Source organism: Serratia surfactantfaciens (assembly GCF_001642805.2).
Classification (GTDB): Bacteria; Pseudomonadota; Gammaproteobacteria; order Enterobacterales; family Enterobacteriaceae; genus Serratia; species Serratia surfactantfaciens.
The window spans coordinates 1192461-1205761 of record NZ_CP016948.1 but is presented as its reverse complement, the minus strand read 5'-3'; the positions used below and the strand labels follow the sequence as shown (position 1 = coordinate 1205761).

General features: G+C 60.7%; 12 protein-coding genes and 1 tRNA gene. 9 read left to right on the top strand and 4 right to left on the bottom strand.

Going from position 1 to position 13301, the window contains the following annotated elements; translation table 11 throughout:
- Positions 1–23 precede the first annotated feature (23 nt).
- Positions 24–527 carry a DedA family protein gene (locus tag ATE40_RS05655; protein ID WP_063919162.1) on the top strand — a complete coding sequence of 168 codons (504 nt, stop codon included), beginning with the start codon at positions 24–26 and terminating at the stop codon, positions 525–527.
- 220 nt (positions 528–747) lie between these two features.
- Here ATE40_RS05655 and ATE40_RS05650 read toward each other — a convergent pair.
- A tRNA-Lys gene (locus ATE40_RS05650) sits at positions 748–823 on the bottom strand.
- A 349-nt stretch (positions 824–1172) separates the two neighbouring features.
- Here ATE40_RS05650 and cycA point away from each other — a divergent pair.
- Positions 1173–2573, top strand: a complete 1401-nt coding sequence (gene cycA / locus ATE40_RS05645; RefSeq protein ID WP_063919161.1) for a D-serine/D-alanine/glycine transporter — start codon at positions 1173–1175, stop codon at positions 2571–2573.
- 51 nt (positions 2574–2624) lie between these two features.
- Here cycA and ATE40_RS05640 read toward each other — a convergent pair whose 3' ends face one another.
- A complete protein-coding gene (locus tag ATE40_RS05640) occupies positions 2625–3548 on the bottom strand; it encodes a DMT family transporter (RefSeq protein ID WP_025160336.1) in 924 nt (307 codons plus the stop codon).
- 67 nt (positions 3549–3615) lie between these two features.
- Between ATE40_RS05640 and ATE40_RS05635 the strand changes: the two genes are divergently transcribed.
- Both ATE40_RS05635 and ATE40_RS05630 read left to right on the top strand, forming a co-directional pair.
- Positions 3616–4191: a helix-turn-helix domain-containing protein gene (locus ATE40_RS05635; RefSeq protein WP_063919160.1), complete on the top strand. Its 576-nt coding sequence runs from the start codon at positions 3616–3618 to the stop codon at positions 4189–4191.
- Between the two features lie 135 nt (positions 4192–4326).
- Positions 4327–4797 (top strand): helix-turn-helix domain-containing protein, encoded by a 471-nt coding sequence (locus ATE40_RS05630; protein ID WP_063919159.1) that lies wholly within the window; start codon positions 4327–4329, stop codon positions 4795–4797.
- Here the strand turns inward: ATE40_RS05630 and ATE40_RS05625 are convergent.
- Complete coding sequence (locus ATE40_RS05625; RefSeq protein WP_063919158.1) at positions 4781–5704, bottom strand: LysR family transcriptional regulator; 924 nt, start codon at positions 5702–5704, stop codon at positions 4781–4783. The genes ATE40_RS05630 and ATE40_RS05625 overlap by 17 nt on opposite strands.
- A gap of 68 nt (positions 5705–5772) precedes the next feature.
- Between ATE40_RS05625 and ATE40_RS05620 the strand changes: the two genes are divergently transcribed.
- The 5 genes from ATE40_RS05620 to ATE40_RS05600 all read left to right on the top strand — a co-directional run bounded on the left by ATE40_RS05620 (position 5773) and on the right by ATE40_RS05600 (position 10161).
- A complete protein-coding gene (locus ATE40_RS05620; protein WP_004928041.1) occupies positions 5773–6390 on the top strand; it encodes a LysE family translocator in 618 nt (205 codons plus the stop codon).
- Positions 6391–6468: 78 nt separating this feature from the next.
- Positions 6469–7068: an NAD(P)H:quinone oxidoreductase gene (gene wrbA, locus ATE40_RS05615; protein ID WP_004928045.1), complete on the top strand. Its 600-nt coding sequence runs from the start codon at positions 6469–6471 to the stop codon at positions 7066–7068.
- 236 nt (positions 7069–7304) lie between these two features.
- Positions 7305–7619, top strand: coding sequence for a hypothetical protein (locus ATE40_RS05610; protein ID WP_016928271.1), 315 nt, complete (start codon positions 7305–7307; stop codon positions 7617–7619).
- Between the two features lie 127 nt (positions 7620–7746).
- Positions 7747–9207: a TrkH family potassium uptake protein gene (locus tag ATE40_RS05605; protein ID WP_025160337.1), complete on the top strand. Its 1461-nt coding sequence runs from the start codon at positions 7747–7749 to the stop codon at positions 9205–9207.
- A 153-nt stretch (positions 9208–9360) separates the two neighbouring features.
- Complete coding sequence (locus ATE40_RS05600; protein WP_060387549.1) at positions 9361–10161, top strand: DNA/RNA non-specific endonuclease; 801 nt, start codon at positions 9361–9363, stop codon at positions 10159–10161.
- A gap of 49 nt (positions 10162–10210) precedes the next feature.
- Here the strand turns inward: ATE40_RS05600 and ATE40_RS05595 are convergent, their stop codons facing one another.
- Entirely contained in the window at positions 10211–13291 is a 3081-nt protein-coding gene (locus ATE40_RS05595; protein ID WP_063919157.1) for a MexW/MexI family multidrug efflux RND transporter permease subunit, read from the bottom strand.
- Positions 13292–13301: the final 10 nt, after the last annotated feature.

Genomic DNA, 13301 nt, shown 5'->3' with positions numbered 1-13301 from the left:
GCCTCCTCACCCGCAGGTGTTAAATGGATGAATTGACGCACATTATCGCCAAGTACAGCCCGGAACCGGAGATGTTGCTGCTGCTGATTTTCCTGTTTGCGCTGGGTAAATCCGTGATCGTAGTGTCTTCCGTCTTGCCGCCCGCCTCAGTCACGTTGCTGATGGGCATCGTAGCGGGCAAGCATGCGCTGCCCATCGGCGCGGTTTGGGCGGCCATCTCCCTCGGCGCCGCGTTGGGATCGATCCTGTCGTTCCACTGCGGCACGCTGCTATGCCGCCGAGATCTTGGCCGCCGGCTGCCGGCGCGCTTTCACGCTCCGCTGCGTAAAGCGCAAAGCGCCTTGCAACAACGCGGGCTACCGCTGCTGTTCGCCTCGCGGTTTCTGGCGGTGATGCGTTACACCGTGCCGCTGATGGCCGGCATGTTGCAACTGCCGGCGCGGCGCGTCTATGCCACCGCCGCGCTCTCGGCCGCCGTCTGGGCACTGCTTTTGATGTCGGCTGCGCATTTATTCCCCGTTTCCTGACCTGAAAGATTCTTGGGCAAATGGTCCGCCCCTACGCCGACGTTGCGCCAGCGCACAGCCTTCCTTGCCGTATAAAGTCCAGTGCAACATTGCAGTTTGCGCCAGATCACCTTTCTGAACATCAGTCGAAAAATGCGAATTTTTTTGCAGAATGCGCGCTTAAAACAGCGCAATGCGGGAAGAAACGAAGAAAAGTCTGAGCGTAACACGCTGATTTGGTTGGTGGGTCGTACAGGGTTCGAACCTGTGACCAATTGATTAAGAGTCAACTGCTCTACCGACTGAGCTAACGACCCAACGAGGTAAATTGTCCTCCTCGTCAGAGGCGCTGTCAAACGCTTACACACATTACTTTTTCTCATGCGAAATTTACAACTCTTTGTTTAATCAACGAGATAAGCCGCATAAGGTCTGTTAATCCCCTCTTTTGAAGAGTAATCTTCCGCTCCCTGAACGTCCGATTTGCCTCCTCCGTGTAAAGATTGATCGACTTTTATCCCGCGTATAAATGTTGTAAACATGTTGCACAAAGGTGGCGTTATTGCACTACCTTACTAAAGCCGGGCCAACCGGATAAATGTATAAAAAAGAGCCACTTCAGAGCTCGCGACTTCACTAATGACAGGTAAAACAGGACATCATCAGATGGTAGATCACTCTAAAATAGCGACTGAAGCGACGCCCGCCTCAGAAGATCATCTACGGCGAAACCTCACTAACCGACATATTCAACTGATCGCCATCGGCGGCGCCATCGGCACCGGCCTGTTTATGGGTTCCGGTAAAACCATCAGCCTGGCCGGCCCCTCGATCATCTTCGTGTACATGATCATCGGCTTTATGCTGTTCTTCGTGATGCGCGCCATGGGCGAGCTGCTGCTGTCCAACCTGGAATACAAATCCTTCAGCGATTTCGCCGCGGACCTGCTCGGCCCTTGGGCCGGTTTCTTCACCGGCTGGACCTACTGGTTCTGTTGGGTGGTGACCGGCATCGCCGACGTCGTGGCGATCACCGCCTACACCCAGTTTTGGTTCCCGGGACTCTCCCAGTGGATCGCTTCACTGCTGTGCGTGCTGTTGCTGCTCGGCCTTAATCTAGCGACGGTGAAAATGTTCGGCGAAATGGAGTTTTGGTTTGCGATGATCAAAATCGTCGCCATCGTCGGGCTGATCGTCGCCGGGCTGGTGATGATCGCCATGCAGTTCCAGTCGCCGACCGGTACCGTGGCCTCATTCACCCATCTGTGGAATGACGGCGGCATGTTCCCGAAAGGCATCAGCGGCTTCTTCGCCGGCTTCCAGATCGCCGTATTCGCCTTCGTCGGCATTGAGCTGGTGGGCACCACCGCCGCGGAAACCAAGGATCCTGAGAAGTCGCTGCCGCGCGCCATCAACTCGATTCCGATCCGCATCATCATGTTCTACGTGTTCGCCCTGATCGTTATCATGTCGGTGACGCCATGGAACTCCGTGGTGCCTGACAAGAGCCCGTTCGTTGAACTGTTCGTGCTGATCGGCCTGCCGGCCGCGGCCAGCGTAATCAACTTCGTGGTGCTGACCTCCGCCGCCTCCTCCGCCAACAGCGGGGTGTTCTCCACCAGCCGCATGCTGTTCGGGCTGGCGCAGGAAGGCGACGCGCCGAAGTCGTTCGCCAACCTGTCCAAGCGCGCGGTGCCGGCCAATGGCCTCACCTTCTCCTGCATCTGCCTGCTGGGCGGGGTGGTGCTGATTTACCTGATCCCGAACGTGATGACGGTCTTCACCCTGGTGACCACCGTGTCGGCGATTCTATTCATGTTCGTCTGGACCATCATCCTGTGTTCGTACCTGGTCTACCGTAAACAGCGCCCGGCGCTGCACCAGAAATCGATCTACAAAATGCCTGCCGGCAAACTGATGTGCTGGGTGTGCATGGCGTTCTTCGTGTTCGTGCTGGTGCTGCTGTCACTGCGCGAAGATACCCGTCAGGCGCTGATCGTTACCCCGCTGTGGTTCATCGTGCTCGGCCTGTCTTACGTGTTCCTGCGCAAGAAGAAAACCGCTTGATGTAAAAAGGGGCGGATATCGCCGCCCCTTTGTTCTTTCTGTGTCTCGGCGCTAGTCCGCTTCCGTCGCCACCGCCGCTTTCCCCTTGCGCCGCACGCGCAGCTCGCTGACCACCACCCCGATCACGATCAACGCGCCGCCCAATAACGCCACACCCGGCAAACGCTCCCCGGCCAACCGCCCGACGATGCCCGCCCAGACCGGTTCGCCGGCGTAAATCACCGTGGCCCGCGTCGGCGAAACGCTGCGCTGCGCCCAGTTCATGGTCAGTTGAATCAACGCGCTGGCCAGCCCCAGCCCAATGGCGCTGTACAGCAGGTAATCCGAATACGGCGGTGGCGATTCACCGGTCGGCGCCATCATCAAGAATGAGGTCAGCGAGGCGGTCGCCAGCTGTACGATGGTCACCCGGCGGATATTCACCTTGCCGGCAAAGGCGCCGATCAGGATGATCTCCGCCGCCATGCCAAGGGTGCCGGCCAGCGTCAGAATTTCGCCGAGGCTCAGCGTCATGTCGGTGCTGCTCGGCGCTGCCAGCAGCATCAGCCCGGTAAAGGCCAGCAGAATGCCGATCCACGACATGATGCCGGGGAACCGCCCCAGCACCAGCCATTGCAGCAGCGGTACGATCGGCACATACATGGCGGTGATGAACGCCGACTGGCTGCTGGTGATGGTCTGCAGGCCGACGGTTTGCATGCTGTAGCCAAACATGATCGCCAGCCCGATCAGCCCGCCCGCCTTCAGTTCATACAGCGTCAGGCCGCGCAGCACGCGCAGCGAAAACAGCGTCAGCGCCAGCGTGGCGGTGGCGAAACGCAGACCGACGAAAAAGAACGGCCCGCTGACCTGCATCGCGTGATGCACCGCCAAAAAGGTGCCGCCCCAGATCATGGTGATGAAAATCAACACCGCTTCCGGCAACCTGATTTGCGGAACCACGGCGGAAATAAAGGATTTTTTTGCTGCTGACACCGGCTTGCCCTTCCTGCTGAGTGCAATATAATGCACAGATCCTGCCAGTATGAGATAAAGTCCGGCGATGAGCAATACGGCGCATAACGCGAAAACCGATCCTCCGAAAGTGCTGCAGTACCTGAGCAGCAATCTGCGCGGCTACCGCCAACAGGCGGGCCTGAGCCAAGTGGCGTTGGCCGAGCTTTCCGGCGTCAGCCGCCGCATGCTGGCGGGCATCGAGGCCGGCGATCGCAACGTCAGCCTGGCAGTGCTCGACAAGATCGCCGCCGCCCTGGCGATTTCCTTTACCGATCTGATCCAGGCGCCGGAAGCGCGCGGCAGCCATCTGGTAGGGGAACTGGCCTGGCAAGGCGCGCAGTCCGGCAGCCAGGCGCTGTTCGCCGCCAGCGTGCCGGCGCGCCAACGGGCCGAGCTGTGGGAATGGACGCTGATGCCGGGCGAGCGCTATGACTCGGCGCCGGACGCCGAAGGCTGGAGCGAGATGATCTATGTGATTGCCGGCACCCTGACGCTGGAGCTGGAACAAGGCACGCTGACCCTTTCCGCCGGCGCCGCGCAAACCTTCAACAGCGATCAACGCTACGCTTACGCCAATCTCGGCGACCTGCCCCTGCGCTTTATCCGCAACGTCGCCTTCTGACTGCCCGCCAGCCTGCGCCGGCGGCGGATGTCGTGCCGCTGTCGTGCCGCTGTCGTGGCGCCGTCACCCCGCACGCCCTACACTGGATGACAGTGACAGTGACAGTGACAGTGACAGTGAACTCGGGAGTGCATCATGCAAAAGTACCGCATCAGGCCATTACGTCTGGAAAAGGGCTGGTCGCAGGAGCAGCTGGCGACCATTGCCGGTCTCAGCACCCGCACCGTACAGCGGATTGAAAACGGCGAGCAGGCCAGCCTGGAAACCTTGACCGCGATCGCCGCCGCGCTGGGGGTGCAGGTCAGCGATCTCACCTCACCGCCGCAGGCGGAAACGCCGAGTGAGGTAGATGAAGAGCAGCGCATTCGTCGCCAGGTCGCGGCAGAAGGCAAACTGCTGAGCATGGCGGTGCGTTTCGCCGTGATTGGCGCGCTGCTGTTCGCCATCAACGAGTTGACTCACCCGCAGTACCTCTGGTCGCTGTGGGCGATCGGCGGCATGAGCCTCGCGCTGGTCATGCGGGCGGTGCGCACCCTGCTGCTGTGCAATGTCTTCAGCCGCTGGCAGGAACAGCGGCTGGCGCAAAAACTCAGGCGCCTGCCGTAAACGTCAGCCACTCCGCCAGCCGGGCCAGCGCACTGCCCGGCACGATCGGCTGCGGCGACAACAGGTAATAGCCGCTGCCGTCGGGCGTGAAACCGAACGGCGCGCTCAGCAAACCGGCGGCCAGATCGTCTCGCACCTGCAGCCACGGGCCGATAGCGATGCCAAGACCGGCTACCGCCGCCTGCAGGCTGAAATAGAAATGATCGAAACGCTGCTCCGGATGCCCCGCCAACGTCACCCTCTGCCGCTGCGCCCAGTGCCGCCAGGCATCCGGCCGGGTGGCGGCATGCAGCAATTTGGCGTCGGGCCGCAGGTTCTGCCTGCCGTCCACGCTGGTCGTCAGCCTCGTCAGCGCTTCGGGTTGGCACACTGGCCCGACTTTCTCATCAAACAGCGCCAGGCTATGCACCTGCTTTCCCCAATCAAAGTCATTGCGCCTGATCGCCGCCGTAATGCCGTCATGGAACGAAAACGGCCCGCCGCCGGCCACCAGCTGTAAGTTGATATCCGGGTGCGCCTGTTGAAAAGCCGGCAGGCGCGGGATCAGCCAGCGCATCAGTAAGGTCGGCTCACAGGACAACACCAACGGCGCATTGAGCGCCTGCTGGCGCAGCTCCAGCGCCGTAGCATCCAAAATGCCGAATGCCTGCTGCGTCGCCTGAAACAGCTTGCGCCCCGCCGCCGTGAGCCGAACCCGCCGATGGCGGCGCTCAAACAGCGCCACGCCCAGCTCCTCTTCCAGCGCCCGCACCGCCCGGCTGACCGCGCCATGCGTCAAATTCAGCCCCTGTGCCGCCTGCGTGAAACTTTCCAGCCGCGCGGCGGCTTCAAAACAGCGCAGACCGCCCAGCGGCAGCGGCCTGCGGGTTTTGCGTGAGTTTTTCTCACCGATACCGTCACTATTCATCGTTTGTCACCGAGGAAAATTACTCTTATAAATCAGTCACTCTATCGAGAAACATCGCAAGGATAACTATGACTGAACTCATCGCTGTCGTCACCATTACTTTACTCGCTGTAATCAGCCCGGGGCCGGATTTCGCCATGGTCTCGCGCAACAGCCTATTGCTTTCGCGCCGCGCCGGCGTCTTGACCGCCTGCGGCATCGGCGCCGGCGTGCTGATCCATGTCAGCTATACGCTGATTGGCGTCGGCGTGTTGATTCAACAGTCGCCCTGGCTGTTTAACCTGCTTAAAGGCATCGGCGCCGCCTATCTGATCTATCTCGGTTTTACGTTGCTGCGCAACGCGGCGCATCATGACGCCGCGCCCACCACGACACCGGCCGCCATCAGCGATTTCGCGGCGCTGAAAACCGGTTTTTTAACCAATGCGCTGAATCCGAAAACCACCATCTTCGTCGTCAGCCTGTTCATGCAGGTGGTTTCTCCGCACACCCCGCTCGGCGTGCAAATTGGCTATGGTCTTTTTATCGCCGCCGTCCATATCTTCTGGTTTGCCGCCGTCGCGCTGCTATTTTCTGCGCCGGGGGTCAATGCGCGCTTTTTGCGTTTGCGCCGCGGCATCGATCGCACCTTTGGCGGGCTGCTGATCGCCTTTGGCGCCCTGCTGGCGATCGCCGGCATCAAGTAACGCCGCGACGCCAAGTTCGTCATTCGCTTCTATGCTTATCAGGGGTTTTTGTTAATCATCTGAGAGGGAGTACGGAACATGACGAAACTGTTGGTGCTTTATTACTCAATGTACGGCCACATCGAACGCCTGGCGCAGGCGGTGGCCGAAGGGGCAAATCGGGTCGATAACGTGGACGTGACGATTAAACGCGTGCCGGAAACCATGACGCCGGAAGCCTTCGCCAAGGCCGGAGGCAAGCAACACCAGCAGGCGCCGGTCGCCACCCCGCAAGAGCTGGCGGACTATGACGGCATTATCTTCGGCACGCCGACCCGCTTCGGCAATATGGCCGGACAAATGCGCACCTTCCTCGATCAGACCGGCGGCCTGTGGGCGTCCGGCGCGCTGTACGGCAAGGTGGGCAGCGTCTTCTCCTCCACCGGCACCGGCGGCGGCCAGGAACAGACCATCAGTTCGACCTGGACCACGCTGGCGCACCACGGCTTCATCATCGTGCCGATTGGCTATGCGACGCAGGAGCTGTTTGACGTTTCTCAGGTACGCGGCGGCACCCCATACGGCGCCACCACCATCGCCGGCGCCGACGGTTCGCGGCAGCCGAGCAACGAAGAGCTGACCATCGCCCGCTATCAGGGCGAGCACGTGGCGAAAATCACCGCCAAGCTGAAAAGTTAAGCGCCCTCCCGCACCCGTGATTCAAAGGGCCGCGCATTCGCACGGCCCCATCTTGTTGCCGACCCGCCGCAAGGTTAGAATGCCCCTCCCCCGGCCATTCAGCGTCTGAAGGCCAGGCCCGAATTCGTTCTGCCCGTCGCTCATCGGCTTTCAGCCTGAGGACGGGCGTTCTGTTTTTTGCGCACAGCGAAGGGAATAAGTCAGTGTCTAAAGATTTTGATGAACTAATAAGAGACATGGATCTTATTATTGAAAATGTAGACAGCTTCAAAGCTCTGGCTCCGCGCGCGCCCGAGCCGGCTCCGGCCCCGCCGCCGCCGGTTCATCATTACGACTCGTTCTGCGAAAACATCGCGTTGAAAGTGGTATTGAAGGTGCTGTTGTCTTCGGTAGACAAGATAGTCAAAGTGCAGATCGCCAACAAGGTCGAGCAGGAGATCGCCCAGATCGAACAGCAGGTGGTGCGCGCCGGCGGCGGCCCGGTGTCGCCGGACGATCTGGCGCAGATGACCCACTACGTGCGCCGCACGGTCAACGATCTGCTGGAATAGCGTTCTCCCCCTCCACGCCATGCTTATTCGGCGATATGAATTTTTACGTTATTTTTATATCGCCTGCTTTATGCTTGATACACTTCAATAAATTGACGCATCGTCGGCGGGCACTCCGAGCAACAGCATGGTCAAAACCAAACAAATCCTGGTCGTTATTCATCTTTGCAGCTTTTTAGTCCTCCTTTACAGCCTTTCAATGATCCCGCCCCTGCTGATGGGCCTGCTGTATAAAGAAAAAAGCGCCTTCTCGTTTTTCTATACCCTGGTGCTCGCCGCCACGCTAGGCGGATTGGGCTGGTTCAGCACCCGGCAGTCGAAAGTGCAGCTGCGCACCCAGGACGGTTTCCTGATCATCGTCATGTTTTGGCTGTTGTTTTCCGCAATCAGCGCCCTGCCGCTGTGGCTGGATGACACGCTGAACGTCCGCCTGGTGGACGCGATGTTCGAGGGCGTCTCCGGCATCACCACGACCGGCGCTTCGGTGCTGAACGACGTCTCCAACGTCCCCAAATCATTCCTCTACTATCGCTCTCAGCTCAATTTTATCGGCGGTCTGGGGGTTATCGTGTTGGCGGTGGCCGTGCTGCCGCTGCTGGGCATCGGCGGCGCCAAACTTTATCAATCGGAAATGCCCGGCCCATTCAAAGAGGAGCGCCTGACGCCGCGGCTGGCCGACACCTCGAAAAACCTGTGGCTGATCTACCTTGGCCTGGGGCTGGCCTGCACCGTCGCCTTCCGCCTGGCGGGCATGCCGTGGTTCGATGCCTTGTGTCACGGCATCTCTACCGTCTCGCTCGGCGGATTTTCCACCCGCAACGAAAGCCTGGGCTACTACGACAGTTCGGCGGTGGAAATGGTCGGCGGCATTTTCTCTGTTCTGGCGGCGGTGAACTTCACGCTCTATTTCGTCGCCGTCGGCCGCCGCAGCCTGAAACCGCTGTACCGGAACCCCGAGCTGCGCTTTTTCCTGTTAGTGCTGGCCATCGTCGTGGCTATCGTGTGCATCGAGCTGTATCGTTCGGGCATGTACGGGGTCAAGGACGCCTTCGTGCACGGTTTTTTCCTCACCAGTTCGATGATGACCGATAACGGTCTGGCCATCGCCGATTACACCAAAATTCCGTCCCACACCATCATGCTGCTGCTGGCGGCGAGCTTTTTCGGCGGCTGCGTCGGGTCCACCTGCGGCGGCATTAAAGCGCTGCGTTTTCTGATCATGTACAAGCAAAGCCGGCTCGAGATCAACCAGCTGGTGCATCCTAACGCCTTGTACACCATCAAGGTCGGCAATGCGCCGATCCAGGATCGGATGCTGCGCTCGGTTTGGAGCTTTTTCTTCCTCTACGTGTTGTTCACCTGCCTGTTTATCTGGCTGCTGAATCTGATGGGCTATGATCTGGTCACCGCTTTCGCCACCGTCGCCGCCTGCATCAACAATATGGGGCTGGGATATGGAGAAACCGCCGCCGGCTTCGGCACGTTGAACGACGCGGCGAAATGGCTGATGTGCGCCGCCATGCTGCTTGGCCGCCTCGAGATCTACCCGATGCTGATCCTTTGTTCACGCGCGTTTTGGCGTTTTTAAGCGGACAAACCCGGCATGAAGCCGCCGTTTCGCTCGGTTATCGCTGACACATTCACAACACACATATGTTGCATTGTTGTATTCGTTTCACTGCGATAAGTTTAATTCACTGTAAATATATACAGTACATTTTAACTTATTGAGGATATGAATATGCGCTTTAACAACAAGATGTTGGCCCTGGTCGCCCTGCTGTTCGCCGCACAGGCGTCGGCCGACACGCTCGAATCCATCGACAACTGCGCGGTCGGCTGCCCGACCGGCGGCAGCAGCAACGTGTCGATCGTGCGTCATGCTTATACATTGAATAACAACAGCACCACCAAGTTCGCCAACTGGGTGGCCTATCACATCACCAAAGACACGCCAGCCAGCGGCAAGACGCGCAACTGGAAAACCGATCCGGCGCTCAATCCGGCGGATACCCTGGCGCCCGCCGATTACACCGGCGCCAACGCGGCGCTGAAGGTCGATCGCGGCCATCAGGCACCGCTGGCTTCTCTGGCAGGCGTTTCCGACTGGGAATCGCTGAACTATCTGTCCAACATCACGCCGCAAAAGTCCGATCTGAACCAGGGCGCCTGGGCACGGCTGGAAGACCAGGAACGCAAGCTGATCGATCGCGCCGACATCTCTTCGGTCTATACCGTGACCGGACCGCTGTATGAACGCGATATGGGCAAACTGCCGGGCACCCAGAAAGCGCACACCATCCCCAGCGCCTACTGGAAGGTGATTTTTATCAACAACAGCCCGGCGGTAAACCACTACGCCGCCTTCCTGTTCGACCAGAACACGCCGAAGGGCGCCGATTTCTGCCAATTCCGCGTGACGGTGGACGAAATTGAGAAACGCACCGGTCTGATCATCTGGGCCGGTCTGCCGGACGACGTGCAGGCTTCGCTGAAGAGCAAACCCGGCGTGCTGCCGGAGTTGATGGGCTGCAAAAACTGACGAAAAAACCCGCCGAGGCGGGTTTATTTTTCACGCGGGCGCCGGCGGCTTACTCCGTCAGCGCCTTTTGCGCAGCGGCCAACTCGCGCTGACGAGGTGAGGCTACCGCGTGGTCGCGTGCCAGCAACGTATACACCGTCGGCAACACGAACAGGGTAAACAGCGTGCCCACCAGCATGCCGGATACGATCACCAAGCCCAGACCGAAGCGGCTGGCGGCGCCGGCGCCGCTGGCGAACAACAGCGGGATCAGGCCGAACACCATCGCCCCGGTGGTCATCAGCACCGGCCGCAGACGAATTTTCGCCGCCTGCAAAATCGCGGCGCGCCGCGCCAGCCCTTGATGCATCTGCAGCTCGTTGGCGAACTCCACCATCAAAATGCCGTGCTTGCTGATAAGCCCGATCAGGGTCACCAGCCCGACCTGGGTATAGATATTCATCGTCGCATAGCCCAGCGCCAACGGCAGCAAGGCGCCGCAGATCGACAGCGGCACGGTGATCAGAATGATCAACGGATCCTTCAGGCTCTCGTACTGCGCCGCCAGCACCAGGTAGATGATGACCAGCGCCGCCAGGAACGCGAACGCCAGCGCGCTGCCTTCCTGGGTATACTGGCGCGAATCCCCCTGCCAATCGTGGCTGAATTCGGCCGGCAGCGCATTCGCCTGCCGTTCGAGGAACGCTACCGCTTCGCCCATCGAAACGCCGGGCGCGGGGATCGCCTGCAGGGTGGCCGCGTTCTGCTGGTTGAACTGGGTCAGCTTGTTCGGCTCGACCTTAACGGCCACCGACACCACGGTGGAGAGCGGCACCAGCGTATTGTCCAGCGTGCGGACATACTGCCGCGCCAGCGCCTGCGGCGTCAGCCGCTGTTCGCGCAGGCTCTGCGGGATCACATCATAGGCGCGCCCGTCCATGCCGAAGCGGTTGAGGTAGTTCTCGCCCACCAGCACCGCCAGCGATTCGCCGATGTCGCTCATGCGGATCCCCAGGCTGTTGGCCTTGGCGCGGTCGATGTGCACCTCCGCCAGCGGATTGTTGTAGTCCAAATCGCTGTCTACCACCATAAACAGGCCGCTGTTTCTGGCGTTCTGCTTGACCTCTTCCAGGGTGCGGTACAGCTGCGGGTAGTCCTGCGGCGTGCGCAACACCATCTGCACCGGCAGCCCACCGGTGGAGCCCGGCAAAGCGGGCAGCTGGAAGGCGAAAATGCTAGTGCCTTCGACATCGTTCACCGCCCGTTGCAGATCGGCCTGCACCGCCGACGCCGAGCGCTGGCGCGCCTGCCATAGCGTCAGGTTGATGCCGCCGATGCCGGACGCCGTGCCGTCGCTGCCGTTGATGATCCAACGGCTTTCGGTTTCCGGCATGCGGTTGTAGACCTCATCCAGCTTATAGGCGAAGCGTTCGACATAGTTCAGGTTAGCGTGCTGCGGCGCCTTGATGGCGGTCAGTACGATGGCCTGATCCTCGGTCGGCGCCAGCTCGCGCTGCGGCATCAGATACAGCAGCGGCAGGCTGATCATCACCAGCAGCGCCAGCGCTCCGGTCAGCCAACGGTGATGCAGCGAGAAATCCAGCGCGCGGGCATAGCGCCGCGTCAGGCCGCCGAAGAACCACTCGGCGGCGCGCGCCACGCGCCCTTCGCTCTGTTTGGCGGGCAGCAGGAGAGAACTCATCACCGGCGACAACGTCAGCGCCACCACGCCGGACACCACCACCGCGCCGGCCAGCGTCAGCGCGAACTCGCGGAACAGTGCACCGGTCAGCCCGCCCATCAGGCCGATCGGCGCATAGACCGCCGCCAGCGTCAGAGTCATGGCGATCACCGGCCCCGCCACCTCGCGCGCGCCGATCATCGCCGCCGCCAGCGGCGTTTTCCCCTCTTCGATATGGCGATGCACGTTCTCCACCACCACGATGGCGTCGTCCACCACCAGACCGATCGCCAGAACCATCGCCAGCAGCGTCAGCAGATTGACGCTGAAGCCAAAGGCCAGCATCAGCCCGGCGGCACCGAGAATCGACAAGGGAATGGTCACCACCGGGATCAACACGGTGCGCAGCGATCCCAGACACAGGTAGATCACCGCCACTACGATCGCCAGCGCTTCCAGCAGGGTATGCACCACTTCATCGATCGAGGCCTGAATAAAGCGCGCGGTTTCAAACGCCAGCGCCATCTTCACGCCCGGCGGCTGCATCTTGTCGATCGCCGGCATCAGGTGACGAATGCCGTCGACGATCACCAGCGGATTACCGGTCGGCGTGGGGAAGACGCCGAGGAACACCGCCGGTTCGCCATCCATCAGCGCGCTGGTCTCCGTGGCCGCGGCGCCCAGCTCCACGGTGCCGACGTCTTTCAAGCGCACCAGGCCGTTACCGTCGTTGCGCACCACCAGATTGCGAAACTCCTCCACGCTGGTGAGATCGGTATTCACCCGCACGTTGGCGACCACATACTGCCCTTTCACCTTGCCCGGCGCCGCCTGATAGTTGTTGCGCCGCACCGCGTCGGCCACGTCGGCGGCGGTCAGGCCGCGGCCCGCCAGCCGATCGCTGTCCAGCCACAGGCGCATCGCCATTTTTTGCCCGCCGAACACTTCAACCTTGGCGACGCCGTCGATGGTGGTGAACATCGGCTCCACCACCCGCGTCAGGTATTCGCTCAGCGCCGGCGTGGACAGCGTTTTACTGGAGAAACCGACATAGGCCACGGCGGTGGCTTCACCGGCGGAACGCTCAATCACCGGATCGTATGCCTGCTCCGGCAACTTGTAACGCACCTGATTGACCTTGGCCATCACCTCGGTCAACGCCTGGGTGGAATCGCGGTTCAGCGCCATGCGCACCGTCACCACGCTGCGCCCCTGCACCGACGAGGAAGAAAGGTAATCAACGCCTTCGACGGACGACACCGCCTGGGCGATCGGCTGCGTGACGAAGCCCTGCATCAGCTCGGACGAGGCACCGGGATAGTCGGTGCTGATGGTGATGGTCGAATTTTCCAGCAGCGGGTATTGGCGAATCGGCAATTGGCTGAGCGCCAGCGCGCCGAACAGCAGGATCAGCGTGCTGACCACCAGCGCCAGCACTGGCCGGCGCACGAACAGATCGGTAAATGTCATCGGTCTCTCC

Excerpts from the sequence above, each read along its gene's own strand:
- ATE40_RS05625 (WP_063919158.1), bottom strand. The coding sequence starts at position 5,704 with ATGAATAGTGACGGTATCGGTGAGAAAAACTCACGCAAAACCCGCAGG.
- cycA (WP_063919161.1), top strand. The coding sequence starts at position 1,173 with ATGGTAGATCACTCTAAAATAGCGACTGAAGCGACGCCCGCCTCAGAA.
- wrbA (WP_004928045.1), top strand. The coding sequence starts at position 6,469 with ATGACGAAACTGTTGGTGCTTTATTACTCAATGTACGGCCACATCGAA.
- ATE40_RS05635 (WP_063919160.1), top strand. The coding sequence starts at position 3,616 with ATGAGCAATACGGCGCATAACGCGAAAACCGATCCTCCGAAAGTGCTG.
- ATE40_RS05595 (WP_063919157.1), bottom strand. The coding sequence starts at position 13,291 with ATGACATTTACCGATCTGTTCGTGCGCCGGCCAGTGCTGGCGCTGGTG.
- ATE40_RS05600 (WP_060387549.1), top strand. The coding sequence starts at position 9,361 with ATGCGCTTTAACAACAAGATGTTGGCCCTGGTCGCCCTGCTGTTCGCC.
- ATE40_RS05655 (WP_063919162.1), top strand. The coding sequence starts at position 24 with ATGGATGAATTGACGCACATTATCGCCAAGTACAGCCCGGAACCGGAG.
- ATE40_RS05605 (WP_025160337.1), top strand. The coding sequence starts at position 7,747 with ATGGTCAAAACCAAACAAATCCTGGTCGTTATTCATCTTTGCAGCTTT.
- ATE40_RS05620 (WP_004928041.1), top strand. The coding sequence starts at position 5,773 with ATGACTGAACTCATCGCTGTCGTCACCATTACTTTACTCGCTGTAATC.
- ATE40_RS05630 (WP_063919159.1), top strand. The coding sequence starts at position 4,327 with ATGCAAAAGTACCGCATCAGGCCATTACGTCTGGAAAAGGGCTGGTCG.
- ATE40_RS05610 (WP_016928271.1), top strand. The coding sequence starts at position 7,305 with ATGGATCTTATTATTGAAAATGTAGACAGCTTCAAAGCTCTGGCTCCG.